Source organism: Aquabacterium commune (assembly GCF_004362855.1).
GTDB classification, from domain to species: Bacteria; Pseudomonadota; Gammaproteobacteria; order Burkholderiales; family Burkholderiaceae_C; genus Aquabacterium; species Aquabacterium commune.
The window spans coordinates 259066-280793 of sequence record NZ_SNXW01000001.1 but is presented as its reverse complement, the minus strand read 5'-3'; the positions used below and the strand labels follow the sequence as shown (position 1 = coordinate 280793).

Sequence of the window (21728 nt, the reverse complement as noted above, 5' to 3'; positions counted from 1 at the left end):
TTTTCATGGGGCAGGGTGCTTCAGTTCTTGAGCTTGATTTCAGACGCGATGATCACGGTGCCCGGGCTCACGGTGCCCGAGTTGTCCGGCGCACCGCGCACTTCCAGAGATGCCGATGGGTTGTTGAAGGTGTTGCTGTCCGAGAAGTTGTCGAACCGGGTCGTCGCGGTGTCGTAGTACACCGTCTGCCCCTGGACGATGAATGTCCCGGTGGTGGCTGTCGAGGGGGCATGGCCACTGGGTGAACCAAACAGCCTCACGCTGTCGGTGCTGGGCAAGTCCTTGCGTTCCACCTTGGATGCCACGAGCACGCCGTTGCGCACCACGCCCTCGGCCTCCACCCGGATGCCATCAGCGACGCCCGTGGCCACCGTGGTGGCGCTGACGGGCACGCCGTTCACCTTGAAGGTGATGGCGCCAGCGCTGCTGATGAAGTTGCTGACGAAGCCTTCGACTTCCGCGCTGCTGTTGTCTGCGAAGGCAGTTTGGGCACCGTCGATGCGTGTGGCATTGTTGGTGCAGTTGCCCGCATTGAAGGCCAGCCTCACCTTGACACGCTGTCCCTCCGCCAAGCCACTGACGCGGGTGGCGCCGGCATAGGCCACCGAGAAACCATTGATGAAGAAGGTTTGTGCGTTGGTGCTCAGCGCGTTCACCAGCCCGGTCAGCTTGCATTCACTCAAAGGTGCGCTCTTGCGTTCGATGCGCGTGGCCGTGAATTGGCTGGTGCTCGGGTTGAACAAGGCATGAACTTCCACCAGGTTGTTCGGGCTGCTGGTCGTCACGCTGGCGAGGCCAGAAGCGAAGCCGTCGAACACCGTCGTGCTGGTGACGTTGACAACCTGACCCAGCACCGTGATGCTGGAGGCGCCCTTGGCCGTCACCACGCCCTTCAGGCTGCTGCCGTAAATGATCTGGGTGGCGGTGGCGTTGCGCAAGCCCGTTGTCGCATCGTCGGTGAACACGCCCGATCGCACGTCGACCAGCATGCCCAGCTTGATGTCGCTGCGATTCTTGCTGGTGTCGTCGTCATCGAAGATTAGGGCGGTGCTGTCATCGAAGCGGATGTCGTTGACGATGATGGAGCCAAACCCCGTCACCGGCCCAGCCGCCGAGCCGGTGCCTCCCACGCCCACCCCGTTCGATGCGGAGGGGCTCCCGCCACCTCCGCCTCCGCAGGCCGACAGGGCCAGCAGGCAGCCCAGCGCACAGGCTGTGAAGCGCTGTTTCAGGCCTGAGACAGCGGGGGCCGCGCGTGGAGGTTTGGACGTCATGGGGTCTCCTTTTTCGGGGGGGCGGATGCTTCGTCCGCTTCGGGTGTGCGGGCCAGGGGCGCCGCGTACATGTACATGCCGATACGCAGTCGGTGGTCCTGCGGATGCTGCTGGGCCTTGTCGTGGTCCATGAGGGATTGCACCTCGGGCGCCAGGCTGCGCACCACGGATTGCCACTGCGCGCTGACCTTCGGTCGGATGACTTCGACCGAGCTGGCCGAGAGCGCATCGGTGAACAAGGCCTGCTCCAGCGTGCGCACGCCGTGGCCCATCACGTTGTGCACTGCGGCTTGCAGGTGGTCGCCCACGTTGGCCCCCAGGAAAGCGAACATCTGGCGCTCGTCCTGGCTGGGCACAAATTTGTCTTGCAGCAACTCGACCGTGTCGTCCTCGTGCACCTTGGCCATGCCCAGGCGGCAGAGCTCATCGAGCAGGCTGCGGGGGCGCACGTCCTTGTTCACCGAGGTGGCGAGGCCTTCGAAGCTGGGGTCTGCGCCCAGGCGGGGCAGTCGCATGGGTTGACCGTGTTGGAGGTAGCCGGGGTCGGTGGACCAGCGCGCGTACAGCTCATTGACGACGGAGCGCGGTTTGCTGCTCTCGGTGGACGCTTGGTGAGTCAGGCGGGTGACCTCCCGGCGGTTGATGCCGGTGGCGGTGCTGATGCGGCTGACCACTCGGCTCAAGGGCACGTCGGCGTGGGCCTGGCGTGCCGCCTCGACCAAGGCCCCTTTCAGCAGCTCGTCGAGCTCGGGGTAGCGCATGCCTTTGGCGATCGCCAACTGCGCCAAGGGCGCGACGATGTCGCGCACGGCAGCGGTCAGGCCCGGCGCCCGGTCGGGGGCATCGTCGCTGGGCAGAGGGGAGGGCGCGTCGGTCATCAGAGGTGCAGCTTGGCGTGCAGGTCAAAAACGGTAGCGGCCGATCATGCCAGCTGCCCAATCTGCGCTGGCACGGCTCACGCCGTGAGAGAGGTAAACCTGGAACCGCATGGCGTCCACCCGGGTGCCGGCAAACGCCGTCCACTCCCGCAAGGGGCCCAGGGCGCCGATGCGACCGCGGACGCTGTGGTACACCCCGGCGTCGTGCTGGTTCGCCCAGCGCGTCTGGAAGCCCGCTTCGGCGTACCAGGGGTCTTTGAAAGGTTTGCGCCCGGGCAGGTCGCCGGTTTCACGCTTGCCGATGTGGCCAAACAGCAAGGTGCTGCGGCTCAGCAGCTGGGTGCCGTCGATTTGCAGGGACACGTCTGTGGCGCCGCTGCCCAGGCCCAGCCCGGCGTTCCCGGTGCGTGTTTTGACCTTCGTGGTGATGTCGATGCCGGGGCCTCGGGTGTCGAGGTCGCGCAGCGTGCGTGTCAGCCTGAGCACCACGTCACCGACGCCTTCTGCGCGCGGGTGGTCGGCATCTGGCGCCCGGTCTTGGATTTGCAACCAGGGCGCGTCCAGGCCCAGCAGCCAGTTGCCCTTGCGGTAGCGGGTGCTCAAGGTGGTCTGGCGGATGCCGGAGGACTTGGCCTCACCATAACGCCCGGTGGCGTTTTCGAAGGCCAGTTGCAGGTCGATGTTGTCGGGTGGGGGCAGGTCTGGCACGACCTCGGCAGAGGCCAAGCCGGCCAGGCACAGCCAGCACCCAGGCAGGAGCCGGGTCCACAAGCTGCGCATGGCCATTGTCATGATGCGGATCAGGCGGTCAGGCGCGACGAGGCCACGGCGCCCACTTTTTCAACCTTCTCAATCTTTTCAACTTTCTCCACCTTCTCGGGCTTTTCTGCCTTCTCAGGGCGCTCGGCGCGGGCTTGGGCGAGGCCGATCAGGCCGAGGGCCAAGGTGGCGGCGAAGGCGGTGCGTGCGATCTTGTTCATGGTGTGTTCCTTGTCTGTTGATGGGCCAGACGGCGTGTCCGCTGTGCTGGCATCCCGGCGGGACACACCCAATGTACGTGTGCAAAATGCACTCGTAAAGACAATAAAAGTAACAAAACGTGTTTTATGGATTTGATTTTTTATGGAAGAGGCCCAGCTGGCGCGCGCACCATGGCGGGCCGCACCTCAGCCCTGATGCGGCATGCGCCGATCGGCTGCCGTAAAATCTCATCTTTGCCCTCATTGGGTCATTTCAGCCCCCTCTTGAACGAGCACCATGGGACGCACCCTCTACGACAAGATCTGGGACGAGCACGTCGTCCACACCGAGGAAGATGGCACCGCCACCCTCTACATCGACCGCCACCTGGTGCACGAAGTCACCAGCCCGCAGGCGTTCGAGGGGCTGGACATTGCCGGCCGCAAGGTGTGGCGCCTGTCGGCCAACCTGGCGGTGAGCGACCACAACGTGCCCACGACCGACCGCTCGCAAGGCATCACCGACCCCATCTCCAAGCTGCAGGTGGACACGCTGGACCAGAACTGCGACCGCGTCGGCATCACCCAGTTCAAGATGGGCGACAAGCGCCAGGGCATCGTCCATGTGATCGGCCCTGAGCAAGGCGCCACGCTGCCTGGCATGACCGTGGTCTGCGGCGACAGCCACACCTCCACGCACGGTGCCTTCGGCGCGCTGGCCCACGGCATCGGCACCTCCGAGGTCGAGCACGTGCTGGCCACGCAGACGCTGTTGGCCAAGAAGGCCAAGAACATGCTCGTCAAGGTGGAAGGCGCCGTGGCCAAGGGCGTGAGCGCCAAGGACATCGTGCTGGCCATCATCGGTCGCATCGGCACAGCTGGCGGCACGGGCTACACCATCGAGTTCGCAGGCAGCGCCATCCGTGCCTTGAGCATGGAAGGCCGCATGACCGTGTGCAACATGGCCATCGAAGCCGGTGCCCGTGCGGGCCTGGTGGCCGTCGATGACACGACCATCGCCTACGTGCAGAACCGCCCCTTCAGCCCGACCGGCGTCGAACTGGAACAGGCGATTGCCTACTGGCGCACGCTGCACTCCGATGCCGACGCGACGTTCGACACCGTGGTCGAGCTGGACGCCACACAGATCGCGCCGCAAGTCACCTGGGGCACCTCGCCCGAGATGGTGCTGTCCATCGAAGATCGCGTGCCTGATCCTGACAAGGAAAAGGATGTTGTCAAGCGTTCGGCCATGGAGCGCGCGTTGACCTACATGGCACTGGAGCCCAACAAGGCCCTCAACGACATCCGCGTGGACAAGGTCTTCATCGGTTCGTGCACCAACAGCCGCATCGAAGACATGCGCGAAGCCGCTGCCGTGGTGCGCAAGATCGGTGGCCGCGTGGCCGCCAACATCAAGCTGGCCCTGATTGTGCCGGGCTCTGGCTTGGTGAAAGAGCAGGCCGAGCGCGAAGGCCTGGACCAGGTCTTCAAGGCCGCAGGTTTCGAGTGGCGCGAGCCCGGTTGCTCCATGTGCCTGGCCATGAACGCCGACCGCCTGGAGCCCGGCGAGCGCTGCGCTTCCACCAGCAACCGCAACTTCGAAGGCCGTCAGGGCGCGGGTGGCCGCACCCACCTGGTCAGCCCTGCCATGGCCGCCGCGGCCGCCATGCAGGGCCACTTCGTTGACGTGCGCCGCCTGGCTTGAACCCTTCAGATCCGGAGCTTTCGACCATGAACCGTCTGACCACCCTGCTGTCCCTGATCGCTGCTTTCTCTCTGGCCGGCTGCAACACCGTGCACGGCGTGGGCCAGGACCTTGAGAAGGCCGGCGAGGCCATCTCCAACGCCGCGAAGAAGTAACCCCACCATGCAAGCCTTCCGCATTCACAAGGGCCTCGTGGCGCCCATGGACCGTGAGAACGTCGACACCGACGCCATCATCCCCAAGCAGTACCTGAAGTCGATCAAGCGCACGGGCTTCGGCCCCAACCTGTTCGACGAATGGCGCTACCTGGACGCGGGCGAGCCCGGCCAGGACCCGGCCTCGCGCAAGCCCAACCCGGACTTCGTGCTGAACCAGCCGCGCTACCAGGGCGCATCGGTGCTGATCGCGCGCCAGAACTTCGGTTGCGGCTCCAGCCGCGAGCACGCACCCTGGGCGCTCGAGCAGTACGGCTTTCGCGCCATCATCGCGCCCAGCTTCGCTGACATCTTCTTCAACAACTGCTTCAAGAACGGCGTGTTGCCCATCGTCCTGAGCGAGGCCCAGGTGGACAAGCTGTTCAACGAAGTCGCGGCCTTCCCCGGCTACGCGCTGACCATCGACCTGGAGCGCCAGGTGGTCGTCAAGGGCGACGGCGAAGAGCTGCCCTTCGACGTCCAGCCCTTCCGCAAGTACTGTCTGCTCAACGGTTTCGACGACATCGGCCTGACCCTGCGCCATGCAGAGAAGATCAAGGCCTATGAAGCCGAGCGCCTGGCCCAGAAGCCCTGGCTGAACAACCGCATCGTTTGATTTTCAAGAAGAACTGAGAACCACCATGGTCATGAAGATTGCTGTGTTGCCGGGTGACGGCATTGGCTCCGAGATCGTCCACGAAGCGGTCAAGGTGCTGAAGGTCCTGGACCTGCCTTTCCAGCTGGACGAAGCCAAGGTCGGCGGTGCCGCCTTCGACGCCCACGGCCACCCGCTGCCCGAAGCCACGCTGAACCTGGCCATGGCCTCTGACGCCGTGCTGTTCGGCGCGGTCGGTGATTGGAAGTACGACAAGCTCGACCGCCCGCTGCGCCCCGAGCAAGCCATCCTGGGCCTGCGCAAGCACATGGGCCTGTTCGCCAACTTCCGCCCGGCCATCTGCTACCCGCAGCTGACCCACGCTTCGAGCCTCAAGCCCGAGCTGGTGGCGGGCCTGGACATCCTCATCATCCGCGAACTGACCGGTGACATCTACTTCGGTCAGCCGCGCGGCCGCCGTGAGGCCCCGGATGGCGAGTTCAAGGGCTCGCCCGAGGCCTTCGACACGATGCGCTACTCGCGCCCCGAGATCGAGCGCATCGCCCACGTGGCGTTCCAGGCGGCCCGCAAGCGCGGCAAGCGCGTCACCAGCGTGGACAAGGCCAACGTGCTGGAAACTTTCCAGTTCTGGAAGGACGTCGTCACCGAGGTGCACGCCCAGTACCCCGACATCGAGCTGGACCACATGTACGTGGACAACGCCGCGATGCAGCTGATCAAGGCGCCCAAGAAATTCGACGTGCTGTTCACCGGCAACATGTTCGGTGACATCCTGTCCGACGCTGCGGCCATGCTGACCGGCTCCATCGGCATGCTGCCCTCGGCCTCGTTGAACGCCAAGGGCCAGGGCCTGTACGAGCCCAGCCACGGCTCGGCACCGGACATCGCAGGCAAGGGCGTGGCCAACCCGCTGGCCACCATCCTGAGCGCCGCGATGATGCTGCGCTTCAGCCTGAACCAGGAAGAAGCCGCCAGCCGCATCGAGCGCGCCGTGCAGTCCGTGCTGGAGCAGGGCCTGCGCACGCCGGACATCTTCAGCGAAGGCACGAAGAAGGTGGGCACCACCGAGATGGGCGAGGCCGTCGTGGCGGCGCTCCAGGCACAGGGCTGATCGCCCCGCGCATCCAACACGTTGACTGAAGGAACACATCATGGCTACGACTCTGGTTGGTTTGGTGGGCTGGCGCGGCATGGTCGGCTCGGTGCTGATGGACCGCATGCAGGCCGAGGGTGACTTCGACCACTTTGAACCGCTGTTCTTCTCGACCTCGAACGCCGGCGGTGCCGCACCCTCGATGGCCAAGAACGAAAAGGCCCTCAAGAGCGCCTACGACATCGACGAGCTCAAGCGCTGCGACATCATCGTCACGGCCCAGGGAGGTGACTACACCACCGAGGTCTATGGCAAGCTGCGCGAAACGGGCTGGAGCGGCCACTGGATCGACGCCGCCTCCACGCTGCGCATGAAGGACAACGCCGTCATCGTGCTGGACCCGGTCAACATGCCGGTGATCAAGAACAGCCTGGCCAACGGTGGCAAGGACTGGGTGGGCGGCAACTGCACGGTCAGCTGCATGCTGATCGGCGTGGGTGCGCTGTACAAGGCGGGACTGGTCGAGTGGATGTCCACCCAGACCTACCAGGCGGCCTCCGGCGGTGGTGCCCAGCACATGCGCGAATTGCTGACCCAGTTCGGCACGCTGAATGCCGAAGTGCGTTCGCTGCTGGACGACCCCAAGAGCGCCATCCTGGAAATCGACCGCAAGATCATCGCCAAGCAGCGCTCGCTGACCGAGGTCGAGACCGCCAGCTTCGGCGTGCCCCTGGGTGGCTCGCTGATCCCCTGGATCGACAAGGACCTCGGCAATGGCCAATCCAAGGAAGAGTGGAAGGGCATGGCCGAGACGAACAAGATCCTGGGTCAAGGCGACGGCTTTGGTTCGCCCGCCGTGCCGGTGGACGGTTTCTGCGTGCGCATCGGTGCCATGCGCTGCCACTCCCAGGCCCTGACTTTCAAGCTCAAGAAGGACGTGCCCCTGGCCGACATCGAGGCCATGATCGCCGCCGACAACGAGTGGGTGAAGGTCGTGCCCAACACCCGCGAGGCCACCATCCGTGACCTGACGCCCGTGGCCACGACCGGCACGCTGACCATCCCCGTGGGCCGCATCCGCAAGCTCGCCATGGGCCCCGAGTACGTCGGCGCCTTCACCGTGGGTGACCAGCTCCTGTGGGGCGCGGCCGAGCCCCTGCGCCGCATGCTGCGCATCCTGCTGGACCGCTGATCCCTCCGCTCCCGCGGTGCGGGAAGCGCAACCTGGGCCAATCAGTGCCACCAATTCCGGCGGGATGCCGTGAATTGGTGGCCCACATCGGGCCAATTCCGGGGCGTTTTGCAACGTCTGGAAACAATATCCGCAAAAAGCCATGTTGCCAGCGGGCGACAATTGCGCAATACCGGATGCCTGGGGCGGGTTTTCGTCCTGGGCTCTCCCGAGATCAGCCATTGCATGAGCTTGTCACCCTATCTGCCTGATGCTATTGTGTTTTATGCACATCACCTGCAGAGATGGCCGTGGGCATCGGCGCCCACGCACAGCCTGCTTTGAGCCCATACACCGACCCATGATGAGCTGGGAGACGCCTTGAAAGATCATTCGTTGTCCGCAGGGCGATTTGTCCTGAATCGGGTGGCCATTGCCGCCGCCATGTCTGCCTTGTCGGCCCTGCCGGTTTCGGGCTGGGCATTGGGCCTGGGCAAATTGAACGTGCAATCCGCGCTGGGCGAGGCCCTGCGCGCCGAAATCGACGTCTCCAGCCTGACGCCAGAAGAAAGCGCCACGCTGCAGGTCAAGGTCGCCACCCCTGAAACCTACCGCGCCGCGGGCGTGGATTTCAACGGCGTGCTGTCGTCCACCCAGATCACGCTGCAGCGCCGCGCCGACGGCCGGCCCTACCTGCGCATCGCCAGCGACCGCTCGGTGCAAGAGCCCTTTGTCGATGTCATCCTGGACCTGAACTGGTCTTCGGGACGACTGGTGCGCGAGTACACCCTGTTGTTCGATCCCCCGTCTGTGCGCCAGGCCGCCCAGGCTGCGCCCGCCCCGACCGCGCCGGTGATGGACGCCCAGGCCGATGCTGCCAAGGGTGCTGCCAAGTCTGCCTCCCGTGCGCCTGTGGTGGCCGAAGCCGCGTCGCCTGGCACCACGGCGACCAAGTCGCGTGCTCCGAAAGCGCCTGTGAAATCGGCCGCTGCCGCGTCGTCGGTCGAGCCTTCGCTTGCCGCTGCACCGGCACCTGCGCCTGCCCCTTCCTCGACGGCCCCTTCGGGTGATGCCGACGGCCGCAGCGTGCGCGTGAAGTCGGGCGATTCGCTGTCGCTCATCGCGCAGCGCAATGCCGCCGCCGGTGTGTCGCTCGACCAGATGCTGGTGGGCCTCTACCGCAACAACCCGCAAGCCTTCCAGGGCAACAACATGAACCGCCTGAAGGCGGGTGCCGTGTTGAACGTGCCCTCGGCCGAGGAGGCACAAAAGGTCAGCCAGCCCGAGGCGCGCCAGGTCATCGTGGCGCAAAGCGCCGATTTCTCGGCCTACCGCCAGCGCCTCGCCGGCACCGTGGTGGCCGCGCCGAACGAGCAGCCTGAGCGCCAAGCCAAGGGCAAGGTCGAAGCCGAGGTCCAGGACCGCAAGCAAGCGGCAGTGCCCACACCCGACAAGCTCACCCTGAGCAAGGGTGGCATCAGCTCCGGCTCGGCCTCGGGTGTCGAAGACCGCGTGGCCAAGGCCCGCGCCAAGGAAGACAGCAGCGCCCGCGTGGCCGAGCTGTCGAAGAACCTCGACGAGCTGCGCAAGCTGAAAGAGAAGTCGGCGACCAGCCCGGCGTCGGCGCCTGCGAAGGCCGCGGCACCCGTGCCTGCACCTGCTCCGGCGCCAGTGGCACCGCCCCCCGCGCCAGTGCCCTCACCGGCACCTGTCCCCGCCCCCGCCCCGCTGGCGCCATCGGCCCCCGCTTCTGCGGTGCTGGCCGAAGCCATGGCCAGCGCGGCATCGAGCTCGTCCGAAGGTGCGGCCACGGCCGTCGCCGACCAGGCCTCTGCGCCAGCGGTCGAGCCTTCACGTCCCGCGCCTGCCGTGACCGCGCCGGTGGCCCCGCCGCCCGAGCCGCAGGCCGAAGAGCCTGGTTTCCTGGAGTCGCTCAACCCCATGCTGCTGGCCGCCGGTGGCGCTGGCGTGGCCTTGCTGGCCGGTGTGGCGATGTTCCTGCGCTCGCGCCGTCGCTCTGACACGGGCGAAACCTCCTTCCTGGAAAGCCGCCTGCAGCCGGATTCCTTCTTCGGTGCCAGCGGTGGTCAGCGCGTTGACACCCGCGATGCCACCGGCGGCCCCTCGTCCATGAGCTACTCGCTCAGCCAGCTCGATGCCATCGGTGACGTGGACCCGGTCGCCGAGGCCGATGTCTATCTGGCTTATGGCCGCGATTTGCAGGCCGAGGAAATCCTCAAGGAAGCTCTGCGCAGCACGCCGGACCGCCTGGCCATCCGCAGCAAGCTGTTGGAGGTCTATGCCAAGCGCCGTGACACCAAGGGCTACGAGCAGTTGGCCGCGCAGCTGCACGGCCTGACCCAAGGTCAGGGCGAAGACTGGGCCAAGGCCCAGGAGCTCGGCCTGAGCATCGATCCTGAAAACCCGCTTTACCAGCCTGGCGGTCAGCCGTCTTCGACGCCCCTGAGCGTCGAGTCGCCGTCAGACATGCTGGGCGCCAGCACCATCCCGCACTCGGTGATGCCCGCACCCAGCGCGCTGGATTCCATCGCGCCGCCGGTGTCCGAGCTGGCACCTGCCGCGGCCTCGTCGGCCCTGGACCTGGACCTGGACATCTCTGCGCCTTCGTCCCTGGACGCCGTGACCGACTCCGTGTCGCCCACGACCGAGGCGGGCGATCTGCCTTCGTTGAGCCTGCCCGAGTTCGGCGAAGACCTGCCGCTGGCCCAGGCCACCGCGCCTGCGGCTTTCACGTCTGGCGCGCCTGAGCCGATGGACCTGCCTTCGCTGGAAAGCCTGGACCAGGGGCTCGATCAGGGCCTGGACATGCCCGAGCTCGCTGCCTCGCCCGAACCCGCATCGAATGGCCTGGACTTCGATTTGGAAAGCGTGTTGCCCCCGGCAGAGCCCGCCCAGGCGCCGGCCTTTGACCTGAGCGACATCAGCCTGGACCTGGGTGCCGGTTCGCCGCCTGCCGCAGAGCCGATGGACAGCCAGCAAGGCCTGTCCGATCTGTCCAGCGACCCGATGGCGCGCAAGCTGGAGCTGGCCGAGGAGTTCCGCCAGATCGGTGATGCCGACGGCGCCCGCGAGCTGCTGCAGGAAGTCATCGACAACGCCACAGACGGTGGCCTGCGCGGCAAGGCGCAGAACATGCTCGACAGCTTGTCCTGATGACGCATGGCCATGGGCAGTGAACCAGGGGAGGGCGCGGCCCTCCCCGAGGCGCCGCAAGGTGCACCCACGAGGGCGATCCGACGGATCGCCCTCGGTGTTTCCTACGTCGGCAGCGCCTACAAGGGCTGGCAAAGCCAGCCTGGCGGCGGCACGGTGCAAGACGCGCTGGAAGCCGCGCTGGCGGCTTTTGCCGTGCGCCCGCTGAAGGTGATGTGCGCCGGTCGCACCGACGCCGGGGTGCATGGCATCAACCAGGTCGTGCACCTCGACACCGACATCGACCGCGCGCCGTTTTCCTGGGTGCGCGGCACCAACACCTTCCTGCCGTCCGACATCGCCGTGCAGTGGGCCGCCGAGGTGCCGCCGCACTTCCATGCCCGCAACAGCGCGCGCGGGCGGCGCTACACCTATGTGCTGCTGGAATCGGCCGTGCGCCCGGCCATGGAGTCGGGACGGGTGGGCTGGATGTTCCGACCGCTCGACCTGCCGGCCATGCAGGCCGCGGCCGCCCACCTGGTCGGAGAGCACGACTTCAGCTCTTTCCGCTCGTCCATGTGCCAGTCGCCCACGCCGGTCAAGCACCTGCGCGAGATCCGCATCCGCCGTTGCGGCCCAGCCGACGCACCGACCGCCTACTGGCGCTTCGATTTCGAGGGCCAGGCCTTCCTGCACCACATGATCCGCAACATCATGGGTTGCCTGATCATGGTCGGCACGGGCGTGCAGCCGCCCGACTGGGTGCGTGAGGTGCGCGAGGCCCGCGACCGCAAGGTGGCCGCCCCGACGTTTTCACCGGACGGCCTGTACTTCATGGGCCCGCGTTACGACCCCGAGCACGCCTTGCCCGAGCACGTGCCCGGCATGGACTGGTTGCCGACTTGAGTGCCCGCCAGCGGGGGTTTTTCCGCATCGTGGCAGATGACCCTGTGATGCCCTGGGCCACCCCCGGGAAAAGCCCCGGTTTTTTGAGACAATCTCACCATCGACACCGCCACGGGATGCTGGACCTCCCGGCCACTGGATGTCTTCTGAGTTTGTTCACCGAACGCGCATCAAGGTCTGCGGCCTCACCCGAGAGGCGGACGTGGATGCCGCGGTCGAAGCCGGCGCCGATGCCATCGGTTTCGTGCTGTACGACAAAAGCCCCCGCCATGTCAGCGCCGAACGCGCTGGCGTGCTCGCGCGCAGGCTGCCCCCCTTCGTCACCCCGGTCGTGCTGCTGGTGAACGCGGACGCCGACCTGCGCCAGCGCGCTTTGGACGCTGTCCCCGACGCCTTGCTGCAGTTCCATGGCGACGAGACCGCGGCCGAGTGCGCGGCGGCGTCTCGCCCCTACCTGCGCGCGGCGCGCATGGCCCCTGGGCTGGACCTGGCAGACTTCGCGCGGCAGTTCGCCGGCGCGCAGGCCTTGCTGGTCGATGCCCATGTGGAAGGCTACGGCGGCGGTGGCCAGGTGTTCGACTGGGCCCTCCTGCCCCAGCCGGGGCAGCTGCCCCTGCCACTGGTGCTGTCGGGCGGCCTCCATGCCGGCAACGTGGGCGAAGGCGTCCGGCGCGTGCGGCCCTGGGCCGTGGACGTCAGCTCGGGCGTGGAAGCGGGCAAAGGCCTCAAGGACGCCGCACTGCTGCGCGCGTTTTGCCGGGCCGTGCGGCTCGCCGATGCCGAGGTGTCTTCTCTGGCCCAACCCCTCCTGACGCCTGCCGCTTGAGCCGGCACGCGCAAACAATAAGCATTGACATGTTCACATACGACCAACCCGATGCCCGCGGCCACTTTGGCCCCTACGGCGGCACCTTCGTCTCCGAGACGCTGATCCTGGCACTCAGCCAACTCAAGGACGTTTACGAGCACTACCGCCACGACGACGACTTCAAGGCCGAGTTCCGCCGCGAACTGGCCAACTTCGTCGGCCGCCCCAGCCCGATCTACCACGCCGACCGCCTGAGCCGCGAGTTGGGCGGTGCCCAGATCCACTTCAAGCGCGAAGACCTCAACCACACCGGCGCGCACAAGATCAACAACACCATTGGCCAGGCTCTTTTGGCCAAGCGCATGGGCAAGCCCCGCGTGATCGCTGAAACCGGTGCCGGTCAGCACGGCGTGGCCACGGCCACCATCTGCGCCCGCTACGGCATGGAATGCGTGGTGTACATGGGCGCGGAAGACGTCAAGCGCCAGTCGCCCAACGTTTACCGCATACACCTGCTGGGCGCCAAGGTCGTGCCCGTCGAAAGCGGCAGCAAGACGCTGAAAGACGCGCTCAACGAAGCGATGCGCGACTGGGTCACCAACGTCGAGAACACCTTCTACATCATCGGCACGGTGGCGGGCCCGCACCCGTACCCCGCCATGGTCCGCGACTTCCAGGCCGTCATCGGTGAGGAGTGCCTGCAGCAGATGCCGGTGGCCATCGGTCGCCAGCCAGATGCGGTGGTGGCTTGCGTGGGCGGGGGCTCCAACGCCATGGGCATCTTCTACCCCTACATCCCGCACGAAGGCACGCGCCTGATCGGCGTGGAGGCGGCAGGCGAGGGCGCGGCCAGCGGCAAGCACTCGATGTCGCTGCAGATGGGCGTGCCCGGCGTGCTGCACGGCAACCGCACCTACCTGCTGCAAGACGAGAACGGTCAGATCACCGAGACGCACTCGATTTCGGCCGGCCTGGACTACCCAGGTGTCGGCCCCGAGCATGCCTACCTCAAGGACATCGGCCGGGCCGAGTACGTCGGCATCACCGACAAGGAAGCGCTCGAAGCCTTCCACCGCCTGTGCCGCACCGAGGGCATCATCCCTGCGCTGGAGTCCAGCCATGCCGCGGCTTACGCCATGAAGCTGGCCACCACCATGCGCCCCGATCAGCACATCCTGGTGAACCTGTCGGGCCGTGGCGACAAGGACATCGGCACCGTGGCCGACCTGACCGGCGCCGAGTTCTACTGCCGCCCGTCCTGCCGCGGCCAATCGGTGAAGGGAGGCCTGTGATGAGCCACGCACCGACCCGCCTGGACCAGACCTTCGCCGCGCTCAAGGCGCAAGGCGGCAAGGCCCTGATCCCCTTCATCACCTGCGGCGACCCCTTCCCCGAGAAGACCGTGGACATCATGCTGGCCATGGCCGAAGCCGGCGCCGACGTGATCGAGCTGGGCGTGCCTTTCTCTGACCCGATGGCCGATGGCCCGGTCATCCAGAAGGCCGCCGAGCGTGCGCTGGTCAAGGGCATCTCGCTCAACCACGTGCTGGACGACGTCCGTGCCTTCCGCGCGAAAAACGCCACCACGCCCATCGTGCTGATGGGCTACGCCAACCCCATCGAGAACCACGACCTGCGCCACGGCCCGGGCAGCTTTGTGCGCGATGCCAAAGCCGCCGGCGTCGATGGCGTGCTCGTGGTGGACTACCCGCCCGAGGAGTGCGAAGAGTTCGCGGCGCGCTTGAAGTCGGTGGGCCTGGCCCCCATTTTCCTGCTGGCGCCCACGTCTTCGGAACAGCGCATGGCCGAGGTGGGCCGCATCGCTGCGGGCTACGTTTACTACGTCTCGCTCAAGGGCGTGACGGGCGCGGGCCACCTGGACACCGCCGCCGTGGCCGACATGGTGCCGCGCATCAAGGCGCACGTCAGCGTGCCCGTGGGCGTGGGCTTTGGCATCCGCGATGCCGAAACCGCCAAGGCCGTGGCCGCGGTGTCGGATGCCGTCGTCATCGGTTCGCGGCTGGTCCAGCTGCTCGAAACCCAATCTCCTGAAACCGTGGTGGCAGCGGCCCGCGGCTTCATCGCCGAAATCCGCGCTGCACTGGATTCCCTGAAAGGATGACCGAGATGTCTTGGCTTGAGAAACTGCTGCCCCCGAAGATCCAGCCGACCGACCCGTCTGAGCGCCGCTCGGTGCCGGAAGGTCTGTGGGTCAAGTGCCCGTCGTGCGAGACGGTGCTCTACAAGAACGACCTGGAGGCCAACGTCAACGTCTGCCCCAAGTGCGGTCACCACCACCGCATCGGTGCGCGCGCCCGCCTGGACGCTTTCCTCGATGCCGAGGGCCGTTACGAGCTGGGCCAGGAAGTGCTGCCGGTCGATGCCCTGAAGTTCAAGGACAGCCGCAAGTACACCGAGCGCCTCAAGCAGGCCATGGAAGCCACCGGCGAGACCGATGCCCTGATCGTCATGGGCGGCTCGGTGCACAGCATCCCGGTGGTGGCCGCGTGCTTCGAGTTCGACTTCATGGGCGGCTCCATGGGTTCGGTGGTGGGTGAGCGTTTCGTGCGTGGCGTGGAAACCGCCGTGGCGCAGAAGACGCCTTTCATCTCCTTCACCGCGACCGGTGGCGCCCGCATGCAGGAAGGCCTGCTGAGCCTGATGCAGATGGCCAAGACCAACGCGGCGCTGACGCTGCTGGCCAAAGCCAAGCTGCCCTACATCAGTGTGCTGACCGACCCGACCATGGGCGGTGTGTCGGCTTCGTTCGCCTTCATGGGCGACGTGGTGATCGCCGAACCCAAGGCCCTGATCGGCTTCGCGGGCCCCCGCGTGATCGAGAACACCGTGCGCGAAGTGCTGCCCGAGGGTTTCCAGCGCTCCGAGTTCCTGCTGCAAAAGGGTGCCGTGGACATGATCATGGACCGCCGCGAGCTGCGCCGCGCCATCGCCCGTCAGCTGGCCGTGATGTTGCGCCAGCCGGCAGACGCCGTGTCGGCCTGATCGACCCCGCGCAATCTGCGTGATTGCACCCCTCCTGAGCGGGCTGCGCTGAGCAGCCCGTTTTGCTTCCTGTCCTGTTTCCCGCCTTGCATGTGCGCGCCTGCGCCCTCAACTGAAGCCCATGACTGCCTCGACCCCACGCACCCTGGATGACTGGTTGGCCCATTGCGAGCGATTGCACCCGGTGGGCATCGACATGGGCCTGGACCGTGTCGGGCAGGTCTGGCAGCGCACCGGCGTGACGCTGGGCACGCCCCTGGGCCAGGAGCCCGTGGATGGCGCACCGGTGGTTTTCACCGTGGCGGGGACCAATGGCAAGGGCTCGACCTGCGCCATGCTGGAGGGCATCTTGCTCGCCTCGGGCTTCAAGGCCGGGGTGTATGGCTCGCCCCACCTGGTGCATTTCGAAGAGCGCTGCCGCGTCGGTGGGCAACTGATCACGGCGGCCGAACTGTTGCCGCACTTCGAGGCCATCGAGGCCGCGCGCGGTGACATCCCGCTGACCTATTTCGAGTTCACGACCCTGGCCATCATGCGCACCCTGGCCTGCGCCGGGCTGGACGCGGTCATCCTGGAGGTGGGCCTGGGTGGTCGCCTGGACGCCATCAACGTCATCGATGCCGATTGCGCCATCGTCACCAGCATCGACCTGGACCACATGGATTACCTGGGCCCGGACCGCGAGGCCATCGGCTTCGAGAAGGCCGGGATCATGCGCGCCGGGCGCCCTGCGGTGGTTTCGGACCCGCAACCGCCGGCCAGCCTGGAGCAACACGCCGAAAGCATCGGCGCCGACCTGTGGCTGTTCGGGCGTGACCACAACTACGCAGGCGACCGGCAGCAGTGGTCCTGGGGGGGGCGCCACAAGCGTTTCAACAGCATGGCCTATCCGGCCTTGCGCGGTGCCAACCAGCTGCTCAACGCCTCGGGCGTGCTGGCCGCGCTGGAGGCCACGCGCAACCGCCTGCCGGTGTCGGCCCAGGCGGTGCGCACCGGCCTGGCCACGGTGGAGTTGCCGGGCCGCTTCCAGATCATCCCCGGGCAGCCCACGCTGATCCTGGACGTGGCCCACAACCCGCATGCCGCGGCGACGCTGGCCGTCAACCTCGACCAGATGGGCTTTTTCCCGCGCACCCATGCCGTGTGGGGCGCCATGGCCGACAAGGACCTGGCCGGCATGGTGCACAAGCTGCGCCCGCTGGTGGACACCTGGCATTGCTGCGACCTGCCCACGCCGCGTGCGGCCTCGGCCCAGCAGTTGCAGGATGCCATCGAGGCAGACACCGCTGCGCACCCTTCGGCGACGGCGCCCAAGGCGACGGTTCACCGCCATGCCGACCCGCTGACAGCCCTCCACGCGGCCCTGGCTGGCGCCGACCCGACGGATAGAATCGTGGTTTTCGGGTCGTTCTTCACGGTGGGTGGCGTGCTGCACGCAGGCCTGCCCAGGCTGAACGCGCCGCACCTGGCCGCGGCTGAGGCCGCGCTCCCGGCGCCCTGACGCACACCGCTTTGCCCACAGCCCCGTTCTTTGCCCTGTTCCTTGCCTCGTTCGCCAGACCGCTTCCCGCCTGACACCTCTGCATGCCTTTGCCTTCCTTCTTTGAGCGCTTCCGCCGTGGGTCTCCTGTGACGCCCGATGCCGTGCCCCTGTCGTCGTCGGACGTCGAGGTGATGCGGGTGCGTGCGCGCCGCAGGTTGATCGGCATGGTGGTGCTCGTGGGCGCGGGCGTCGTGGGCTTCCCCTGGTTGTTCGAGACCAAGCCGCGCCCCATGTCGGGTGAGATCCAGATCGTGCAGGCCCCACAAGCGCAACAGGCCCAGCAGACGCCGCAGTCCGCTGCCAGCGGCCCGACACCGGGTGCGACGATCGCGGCGGTCACCGCGCCGGTCGCTCCGGCAGCCCGGGGGGCACAGCCCGAGGCCGATCGCGAAGAGTTCGTGACCGACGCGTCGCCCCGTGCGGCTGCGGTGGCATCCGTGCCCGTGACCAAGCCAGCGGCCAGCAAGCCTGCGGTGGCGGCGGCTTCCAAGGCCACACCCAAGGCGGCTGACAAGCCCGCAGCGAACACGGCCGACAAGGCCAAAGACAAGCCCACTGATAAGAAATCCGACAAAGACAAGTCCGACAAGGACAAAGCCGGCACCCGTTACGTGGTGCAGTTCGGCGCCTTCGCGGACGCCAACTCGGCCCACGAGGCGCGCATGAAGGCCGAGCGCCTGGGCCTGAAAACCTATGCACAGCAGGTGGACACCCCCCAGGGCAAGCGCATCCGCGTGCGCCTGGGCCCCTATGCCGACAAGGCCGAGGCCGACAAGGCGGCGGCATCCCTGCGCAAAGCCGGCCTGCCTGGCGCCGTGCTCACGCTGTGAGCGCGCGGTGATGCCTGGCATGACACCCGGATGACGCCCCGATGACCCCCACGGTGGACGCCCTCAACCAGGCTGCACAGGTGGCACAGGTGGCGCAGGCTGCTTCGCAAGCGCTGCCAGCCTTGCCCGCTTCCTGGACCTTGATCGACCTTGTCGTGGCGGTCGGCCTGGGTGTGTCCGTGCTGGTGGGCGCCTGGCGCGGCCTGCTGACCGAATTGCTGGCCCTGCTGGGCTGGGCCGTGGCGTATTTCGCCGCGCAGTTCCTGGGCCCTGACACCGGCTTGCGCCTGCCCGTGGGCGAGCCCGGCTCGCGCATGAACGTGCTGGCCGGCATGGTCGTGGTGTTCGTGGTGACCTGGCTGGGCTGGGCCGTGCTGTCCTGGGGGCTGGCGCAAATCCTCAAGGCCTCGGGCCTGGGCGGCACCGACCGCATGCTCGGGGCCGTGTTTGGCCTGATGCGTGGTGTGCTGGTGGCCCTGGTGGTGGCCACGCTGGTTCAGATGACGCCGCTGGCGCAGACCGAGTTGTGGCGCTCTTCACGCAGCATGGGCTGGAGTCAGGTGCTGTTGGAGGGGCTTCGTCCCATCCTGCCCGTTCAGGTGCTCCAATTCCTGCCTGGGCCCCGGCCAGAGCCCCAGCCTGTGGCCTTTTGAGCCATCACGTGACAAGCCCTGTGCGGCCAGATTTTTTCTTTGATGTTTGAGAGCGGACCGCCGTCCGCGGAGAGGTGAACCATGTGCGGCATCGTGGGGGTGATTTCCAAGACGCCCGTCAACCAGCTGATCTATGACGCGTTGCTGCTGCTGCAGCACCGGGGTCAGGACGCGGCAGGCATCGTCACGGCAGGTCCTGACGACCATGGCCGCAAGTTCTTCATGCACAAGGCCCGCGGCATGGTCAAGGACGTGTTCCGCACCCGTGACATGCGCGCCTTGCCCGGCAATGTGGGCCTGGGCCAGGTGCGTTACCCGACGGCCGGCAATGCCTTCAACGAAGAAGAGGCCCAACCCTTCTACGTGAACGCGCCGTTTGGCCTGGTGCTGGTGCACAACGGCAACCTGACCAATGCGCACGACCTGCGCAAAGAGCTGTTCGACATCGACCGCCGCCACCTCAACACCGACAGCGACACCGAGGTGCTGATCAACGTCGTCGCCCACGAGCTGGAGCTGGCCGGTCGCGAGCTGCCGTTGACGCCCGCAGCCGTCTTCAAGGCTGTGCGCGCCGTGCACAAGCGCATCAAGGGCTCGTACGCCGTGATCTGCCTGATCGCCGGCTACGGCCTGGTCGCTTTCCGCGACCCCTTCGGCATCCGCCCCCTGTGCTATGGCGAGGCCGACCTGCCCGAGGGCCGCGAAGTCATCGTGGCCAGCGAGTCGGTGGCGCTGGAAGGCACCAGCCACCGCTTCGTGCGCGACGTGGCTCCGGGCGAAGCCCTGTTCATCGACCTCGATGGCGTGGTCCATGCCGAGCAGTGCGCCGATCACCCGGTGCTCAACCCCTGCATGTTCGAGTATGTCTATTTGGCCCGCCCGGACTCGGTCATGGACGGCGTGTCGGTCTATCAGGCCCGCCTGGAAATGGGCGAGACCCTGGCCCAGCGCGTCATCTCGACCATGCCGCCCTCGGAGATCGACGTCGTCATCCCCATCCCCGAGTCCAGCCGCCCCTCGGCCATGCAGCTGGCGCAGCGCCTGGGCAAGCCGTACCGCGAAGGCTTCGTGAAGAACCGCTACGTCGGTCGCACCTTCATCATGCCGGGCCAGAGTGCCCGCAAGAAGTCCGTGCGCCAGAAGCTCAACGCCATCGGCCTGGAGTTCAAGGGCCGCAACGTGCTGCTGGTCGATGACTCCATCGTGCGCGGCACCACGTCCAAGGAAATCGTGCAGATGGCCCGCGAGGCGGGTGCCAACAAGGTCTATCTGGCCTCCGCCGCGCCGCCGGTGCGTTTCCCCAACGTGTATGGCATCGACATGCCCACCAAGGCCGAGCTGGTCGCCCACGGCCGCACGCTCGACGACATCCGCAAGATCATTGGCTGCGATGCCCTGATCTACCAGGACGTGGACGCCATGAAGCAGGTGGTGCGCAAGCTCAATCCGGCCATCCAGGGCTTCGAGGCCTCGTGCTTTGACGGCGTCTATATCACGGGCGATGTGAGCGCGGCCGACTTCGCCGCCATCGAGTCGCAGCGCCTGACCCAGACCGACGAGGAAGCCGCTTCCAACTCGCGCCTGGCCTTGCAGAACAAGCCGGACTGAGCCCCCAAGCCTGTTTCTCGATCCGACAGGAGGGCCGCCATGGCCGACACCGACAAGAAAAAACTGCCGCGCAAGGACCTGCCGCCCGATGCCCGCATCGAGACGCTGGCCGTGCGCGAGGGCCTGCCCGCCACGCAGTGGGGTGAGAACTCCGAAGCGCTGTTCCTGACCAGCAGCTTCAACCACCCCGATGCCGCCACGGCCGCCGCCCGCTTTGCCAACGAAGAAGAAGCCTTCGTTTATTCGCGCTTCACCAACCCGACCACGATGATGTTCGAGCGTCGGCTGGCGGCGCTCGAAGGCACCGAGGCGGCGATTGCCACCGCCAGTGGCATGAGCGCCATCCTGCTGATGGTGATGGGCCTGCTGAAGTCGGGCGACCACGTCGTGTGCTCGCACAGCGTGTTCGGCTCGACCATCTCGCTGCTGGCCAACCAGTTCGGCAAGTTCGGCGTGCAGACCACCTTCGTGTCGCAGACCGATGTGCAGCAGTGGCGCGACGCCATGCAGCCCAACACCAAGCTGCTGTTCGCCGAAACGCCCAGCAACCCCTTGACCGAGGTCTGTGACATCGCCGCGCTGGCCGAGATCGCCCACGCCGGTGGCGCCTTGCTGGCCGTGGACAACTGCTTCTGCACACCGGCCTTGCAAAAGCCCGTGGAGATGGGCGCCGACCTCATCATCCACTCCGGCACCAAGTACCTCGATGGGCAGGGCCGTGTGCTGGCCGGTGCCGTCTGCGGCCCGGACGCGATCGTCAACGGCCCGCTGATGGCCACGCTGCGCGGTGCGGGCATGGCCTTGTCGCCCTTCAACGCCTGGGTCGTGCTCAAGGGCCTGGAGACGCTGTCCATCCGCATGGCCGCGCAAAGCGCCAACGCGCTCAAGCTGGCGCAATGGCTGGAGTCGCAGCCGCAGGTGGACCAGGTCTTCTATCCCGGCCTGCCCAGCCACCCGCAGCACGCCTTGGCCATGAAGCAGCAAAACGGTTGCGGCGGCGCGGTGGTGTCCTTCACCACGAAGCCTGCGCAAGGCCCTGTCACCGTGCCCGGGCCGGCCACCCTGAGCGAAGACGCGATGCGCCTGCGCCAGGGCGCCTTCCATGTGATCGACCACACCCGCTTGTGCTCCATCACCTCCAACCTCGGTGACACCAAAACCCTCATCACGCACCCGTCGAGCACCTCGCACGGGCGCCTCACCGAAGACCAGCGCCTGGCCGCCGGCATCACGCAGGGCATGGTCCGCGTGGCCGTGGGCCTGGAGCACATCGACGACCTCACGGCCGACCTGGCCCGCGGCCTCGACACCCTGAACGCTTGAAGATCGCC

At 66.8% G+C, this 21728-nt stretch carries 20 protein-coding genes; 16 read left to right on the top strand and 4 right to left on the bottom strand.

Annotation, left to right across the window (positions count from 1 at the left end):
• Positions 1–20: 20 nt before the first annotated feature.
• From EV672_RS01310 to EV672_RS01295, 4 genes are read right to left on the bottom strand one after another with little or no spacing between them, the layout of a single operon-like run.
• The gene (locus tag EV672_RS01310; RefSeq protein ID WP_133605774.1) at positions 21–1274 is read right to left on the bottom strand and encodes a DUF5666 domain-containing protein; all 1254 of its coding nucleotides are present in this window, start codon (positions 1272–1274) and stop codon (positions 21–23) included.
• On the bottom strand, positions 1271–2152 hold the full coding sequence (locus EV672_RS01305; RefSeq protein WP_243738451.1) for a DUF6502 family protein: 882 nt from the start codon (positions 2150–2152) through the stop codon (positions 1271–1273). Before EV672_RS01305 ends, EV672_RS01310 begins: the two co-directional genes overlap by 4 nt.
• A gap of 24 nt (positions 2153–2176) precedes the next feature.
• A complete protein-coding gene (locus EV672_RS01300) occupies positions 2177–2944 on the bottom strand; it encodes a hypothetical protein (protein WP_133605773.1) in 768 nt (255 codons plus the stop codon).
• Positions 2945–2952: 8 nt separating this feature from the next.
• Positions 2953–3132, bottom strand: coding sequence for a hypothetical protein (locus EV672_RS01295; RefSeq protein WP_133605772.1), 180 nt, complete (start codon positions 3130–3132; stop codon positions 2953–2955).
• Positions 3133–3409: 277 nt separating this feature from the next.
• On the opposite strand from EV672_RS01295, the gene leuC reads away from it, so the two are divergent.
• The 16 genes from leuC to EV672_RS01215 all read left to right on the top strand — a co-directional run bounded on the left by leuC (position 3410) and on the right by EV672_RS01215 (position 21720).
• Positions 3410–4819 carry a 3-isopropylmalate dehydratase large subunit gene (leuC, locus tag EV672_RS01290; protein ID WP_133605771.1) on the top strand — a complete coding sequence of 470 codons (1410 nt, stop codon included), beginning with the start codon at positions 3410–3412 and terminating at the stop codon, positions 4817–4819.
• Between the two features lie 26 nt (positions 4820–4845).
• Complete coding sequence (locus tag EV672_RS01285) at positions 4846–4974, top strand: entericidin A/B family lipoprotein (protein WP_133605770.1); 129 nt, start codon at positions 4846–4848, stop codon at positions 4972–4974.
• Between the two features lie 7 nt (positions 4975–4981).
• The gene (gene leuD / locus EV672_RS01280; protein WP_133605769.1) at positions 4982–5629 is read left to right on the top strand and encodes a 3-isopropylmalate dehydratase small subunit; all 648 of its coding nucleotides are present in this window, start codon (positions 4982–4984) and stop codon (positions 5627–5629) included.
• A 31-nt stretch (positions 5630–5660) separates the two neighbouring features.
• Positions 5661–6740, top strand: coding sequence for a 3-isopropylmalate dehydrogenase (leuB, locus tag EV672_RS01275; protein WP_133606417.1), 1080 nt, complete (start codon positions 5661–5663; stop codon positions 6738–6740).
• A gap of 40 nt (positions 6741–6780) precedes the next feature.
• Positions 6781–7914 (top strand): aspartate-semialdehyde dehydrogenase, encoded by a 1134-nt coding sequence (asd, locus tag EV672_RS01270; protein WP_133605768.1) that lies wholly within the window; start codon positions 6781–6783, stop codon positions 7912–7914.
• A 423-nt stretch (positions 7915–8337) separates the two neighbouring features.
• On the top strand, positions 8338–11067 hold the full coding sequence (locus tag EV672_RS01265) for a motility hub landmark protein FimV (protein WP_133605767.1): 2730 nt from the start codon (positions 8338–8340) through the stop codon (positions 11065–11067).
• A 78-nt stretch (positions 11068–11145) separates the two neighbouring features.
• Complete coding sequence (gene truA, locus EV672_RS01260; RefSeq protein WP_243738496.1) at positions 11146–11952, top strand: tRNA pseudouridine(38-40) synthase TruA; 807 nt, start codon at positions 11146–11148, stop codon at positions 11950–11952.
• Positions 11953–12091: 139 nt separating this feature from the next.
• On the top strand, positions 12092–12778 hold the full coding sequence (locus tag EV672_RS01255; RefSeq protein WP_133605765.1) for a phosphoribosylanthranilate isomerase: 687 nt from the start codon (positions 12092–12094) through the stop codon (positions 12776–12778).
• Positions 12779–12807: 29 nt separating this feature from the next.
• Positions 12808–14052 (top strand): tryptophan synthase subunit beta, encoded by a 1245-nt coding sequence (gene trpB / locus EV672_RS01250; RefSeq protein WP_133605764.1) that lies wholly within the window; start codon positions 12808–12810, stop codon positions 14050–14052.
• On the top strand, positions 14052–14882 hold the full coding sequence (gene trpA, locus EV672_RS01245) for a tryptophan synthase subunit alpha (protein ID WP_133605763.1): 831 nt from the start codon (positions 14052–14054) through the stop codon (positions 14880–14882). Before trpB ends, trpA begins: the two co-directional genes overlap by 1 nt.
• A gap of 5 nt (positions 14883–14887) precedes the next feature.
• A complete protein-coding gene (gene accD / locus EV672_RS01240; protein ID WP_133605762.1) occupies positions 14888–15763 on the top strand; it encodes an acetyl-CoA carboxylase, carboxyltransferase subunit beta in 876 nt (291 codons plus the stop codon).
• Between the two features lie 121 nt (positions 15764–15884).
• A complete protein-coding gene (folC, locus tag EV672_RS01235; protein WP_133605761.1) occupies positions 15885–17264 on the top strand; it encodes a bifunctional tetrahydrofolate synthase/dihydrofolate synthase in 1380 nt (459 codons plus the stop codon).
• Between the two features lie 83 nt (positions 17265–17347).
• The gene (locus EV672_RS01230) at positions 17348–18136 is read left to right on the top strand and encodes an SPOR domain-containing protein (RefSeq protein ID WP_133605760.1); all 789 of its coding nucleotides are present in this window, start codon (positions 17348–17350) and stop codon (positions 18134–18136) included.
• Between the two features lie 41 nt (positions 18137–18177).
• The gene (locus tag EV672_RS01225) at positions 18178–18789 is read left to right on the top strand and encodes a CvpA family protein (protein ID WP_133605759.1); all 612 of its coding nucleotides are present in this window, start codon (positions 18178–18180) and stop codon (positions 18787–18789) included.
• Positions 18790–18870: 81 nt separating this feature from the next.
• Complete coding sequence (gene purF / locus EV672_RS01220) at positions 18871–20397, top strand: amidophosphoribosyltransferase (RefSeq protein ID WP_133605758.1); 1527 nt, start codon at positions 18871–18873, stop codon at positions 20395–20397.
• Between the two features lie 39 nt (positions 20398–20436).
• A complete protein-coding gene (locus EV672_RS01215; RefSeq protein ID WP_133605757.1) occupies positions 20437–21720 on the top strand; it encodes an O-succinylhomoserine sulfhydrylase in 1284 nt (427 codons plus the stop codon).
• Positions 21721–21728: the final 8 nt, after the last annotated feature.

Coding starts and splice junctions, on each gene's coding strand:
- EV672_RS01310 (WP_133605774.1), bottom strand. CDS start 1,274: ATGACGTCCAAACCTCCACGCGCGGCCCCCGCTGTCTCAGGCCTGAAA.
- EV672_RS01305 (WP_243738451.1), bottom strand. CDS start 2,152: ATGACCGACGCGCCCTCCCCTCTGCCCAGCGACGATGCCCCCGACCGG.
- EV672_RS01300 (WP_133605773.1), bottom strand. CDS start 2,944: ATGACAATGGCCATGCGCAGCTTGTGGACCCGGCTCCTGCCTGGGTGC.
- EV672_RS01295 (WP_133605772.1), bottom strand. CDS start 3,132: ATGAACAAGATCGCACGCACCGCCTTCGCCGCCACCTTGGCCCTCGGC.
- leuC (WP_133605771.1), top strand. CDS start 3,410: ATGGGACGCACCCTCTACGACAAGATCTGGGACGAGCACGTCGTCCAC.
- EV672_RS01285 (WP_133605770.1), top strand. CDS start 4,846: ATGAACCGTCTGACCACCCTGCTGTCCCTGATCGCTGCTTTCTCTCTG.
- leuD (WP_133605769.1), top strand. CDS start 4,982: ATGCAAGCCTTCCGCATTCACAAGGGCCTCGTGGCGCCCATGGACCGT.
- leuB (WP_133606417.1), top strand. CDS start 5,661: ATGAAGATTGCTGTGTTGCCGGGTGACGGCATTGGCTCCGAGATCGTC.
- asd (WP_133605768.1), top strand. CDS start 6,781: ATGGCTACGACTCTGGTTGGTTTGGTGGGCTGGCGCGGCATGGTCGGC.
- EV672_RS01265 (WP_133605767.1), top strand. CDS start 8,338: ATGTCTGCCTTGTCGGCCCTGCCGGTTTCGGGCTGGGCATTGGGCCTG.
- EV672_RS01255 (WP_133605765.1), top strand. CDS start 12,092: ATGTCTTCTGAGTTTGTTCACCGAACGCGCATCAAGGTCTGCGGCCTC.
- trpB (WP_133605764.1), top strand. CDS start 12,808: ATGTTCACATACGACCAACCCGATGCCCGCGGCCACTTTGGCCCCTAC.
- trpA (WP_133605763.1), top strand. CDS start 14,052: ATGAGCCACGCACCGACCCGCCTGGACCAGACCTTCGCCGCGCTCAAG.
- accD (WP_133605762.1), top strand. CDS start 14,888: ATGTCTTGGCTTGAGAAACTGCTGCCCCCGAAGATCCAGCCGACCGAC.
- folC (WP_133605761.1), top strand. CDS start 15,885: ATGACTGCCTCGACCCCACGCACCCTGGATGACTGGTTGGCCCATTGC.
- EV672_RS01230 (WP_133605760.1), top strand. CDS start 17,348: ATGCCTTTGCCTTCCTTCTTTGAGCGCTTCCGCCGTGGGTCTCCTGTG.
- EV672_RS01225 (WP_133605759.1), top strand. CDS start 18,178: ATGACCCCCACGGTGGACGCCCTCAACCAGGCTGCACAGGTGGCACAG.
- purF (WP_133605758.1), top strand. CDS start 18,871: ATGTGCGGCATCGTGGGGGTGATTTCCAAGACGCCCGTCAACCAGCTG.
- EV672_RS01215 (WP_133605757.1), top strand. CDS start 20,437: ATGGCCGACACCGACAAGAAAAAACTGCCGCGCAAGGACCTGCCGCCC.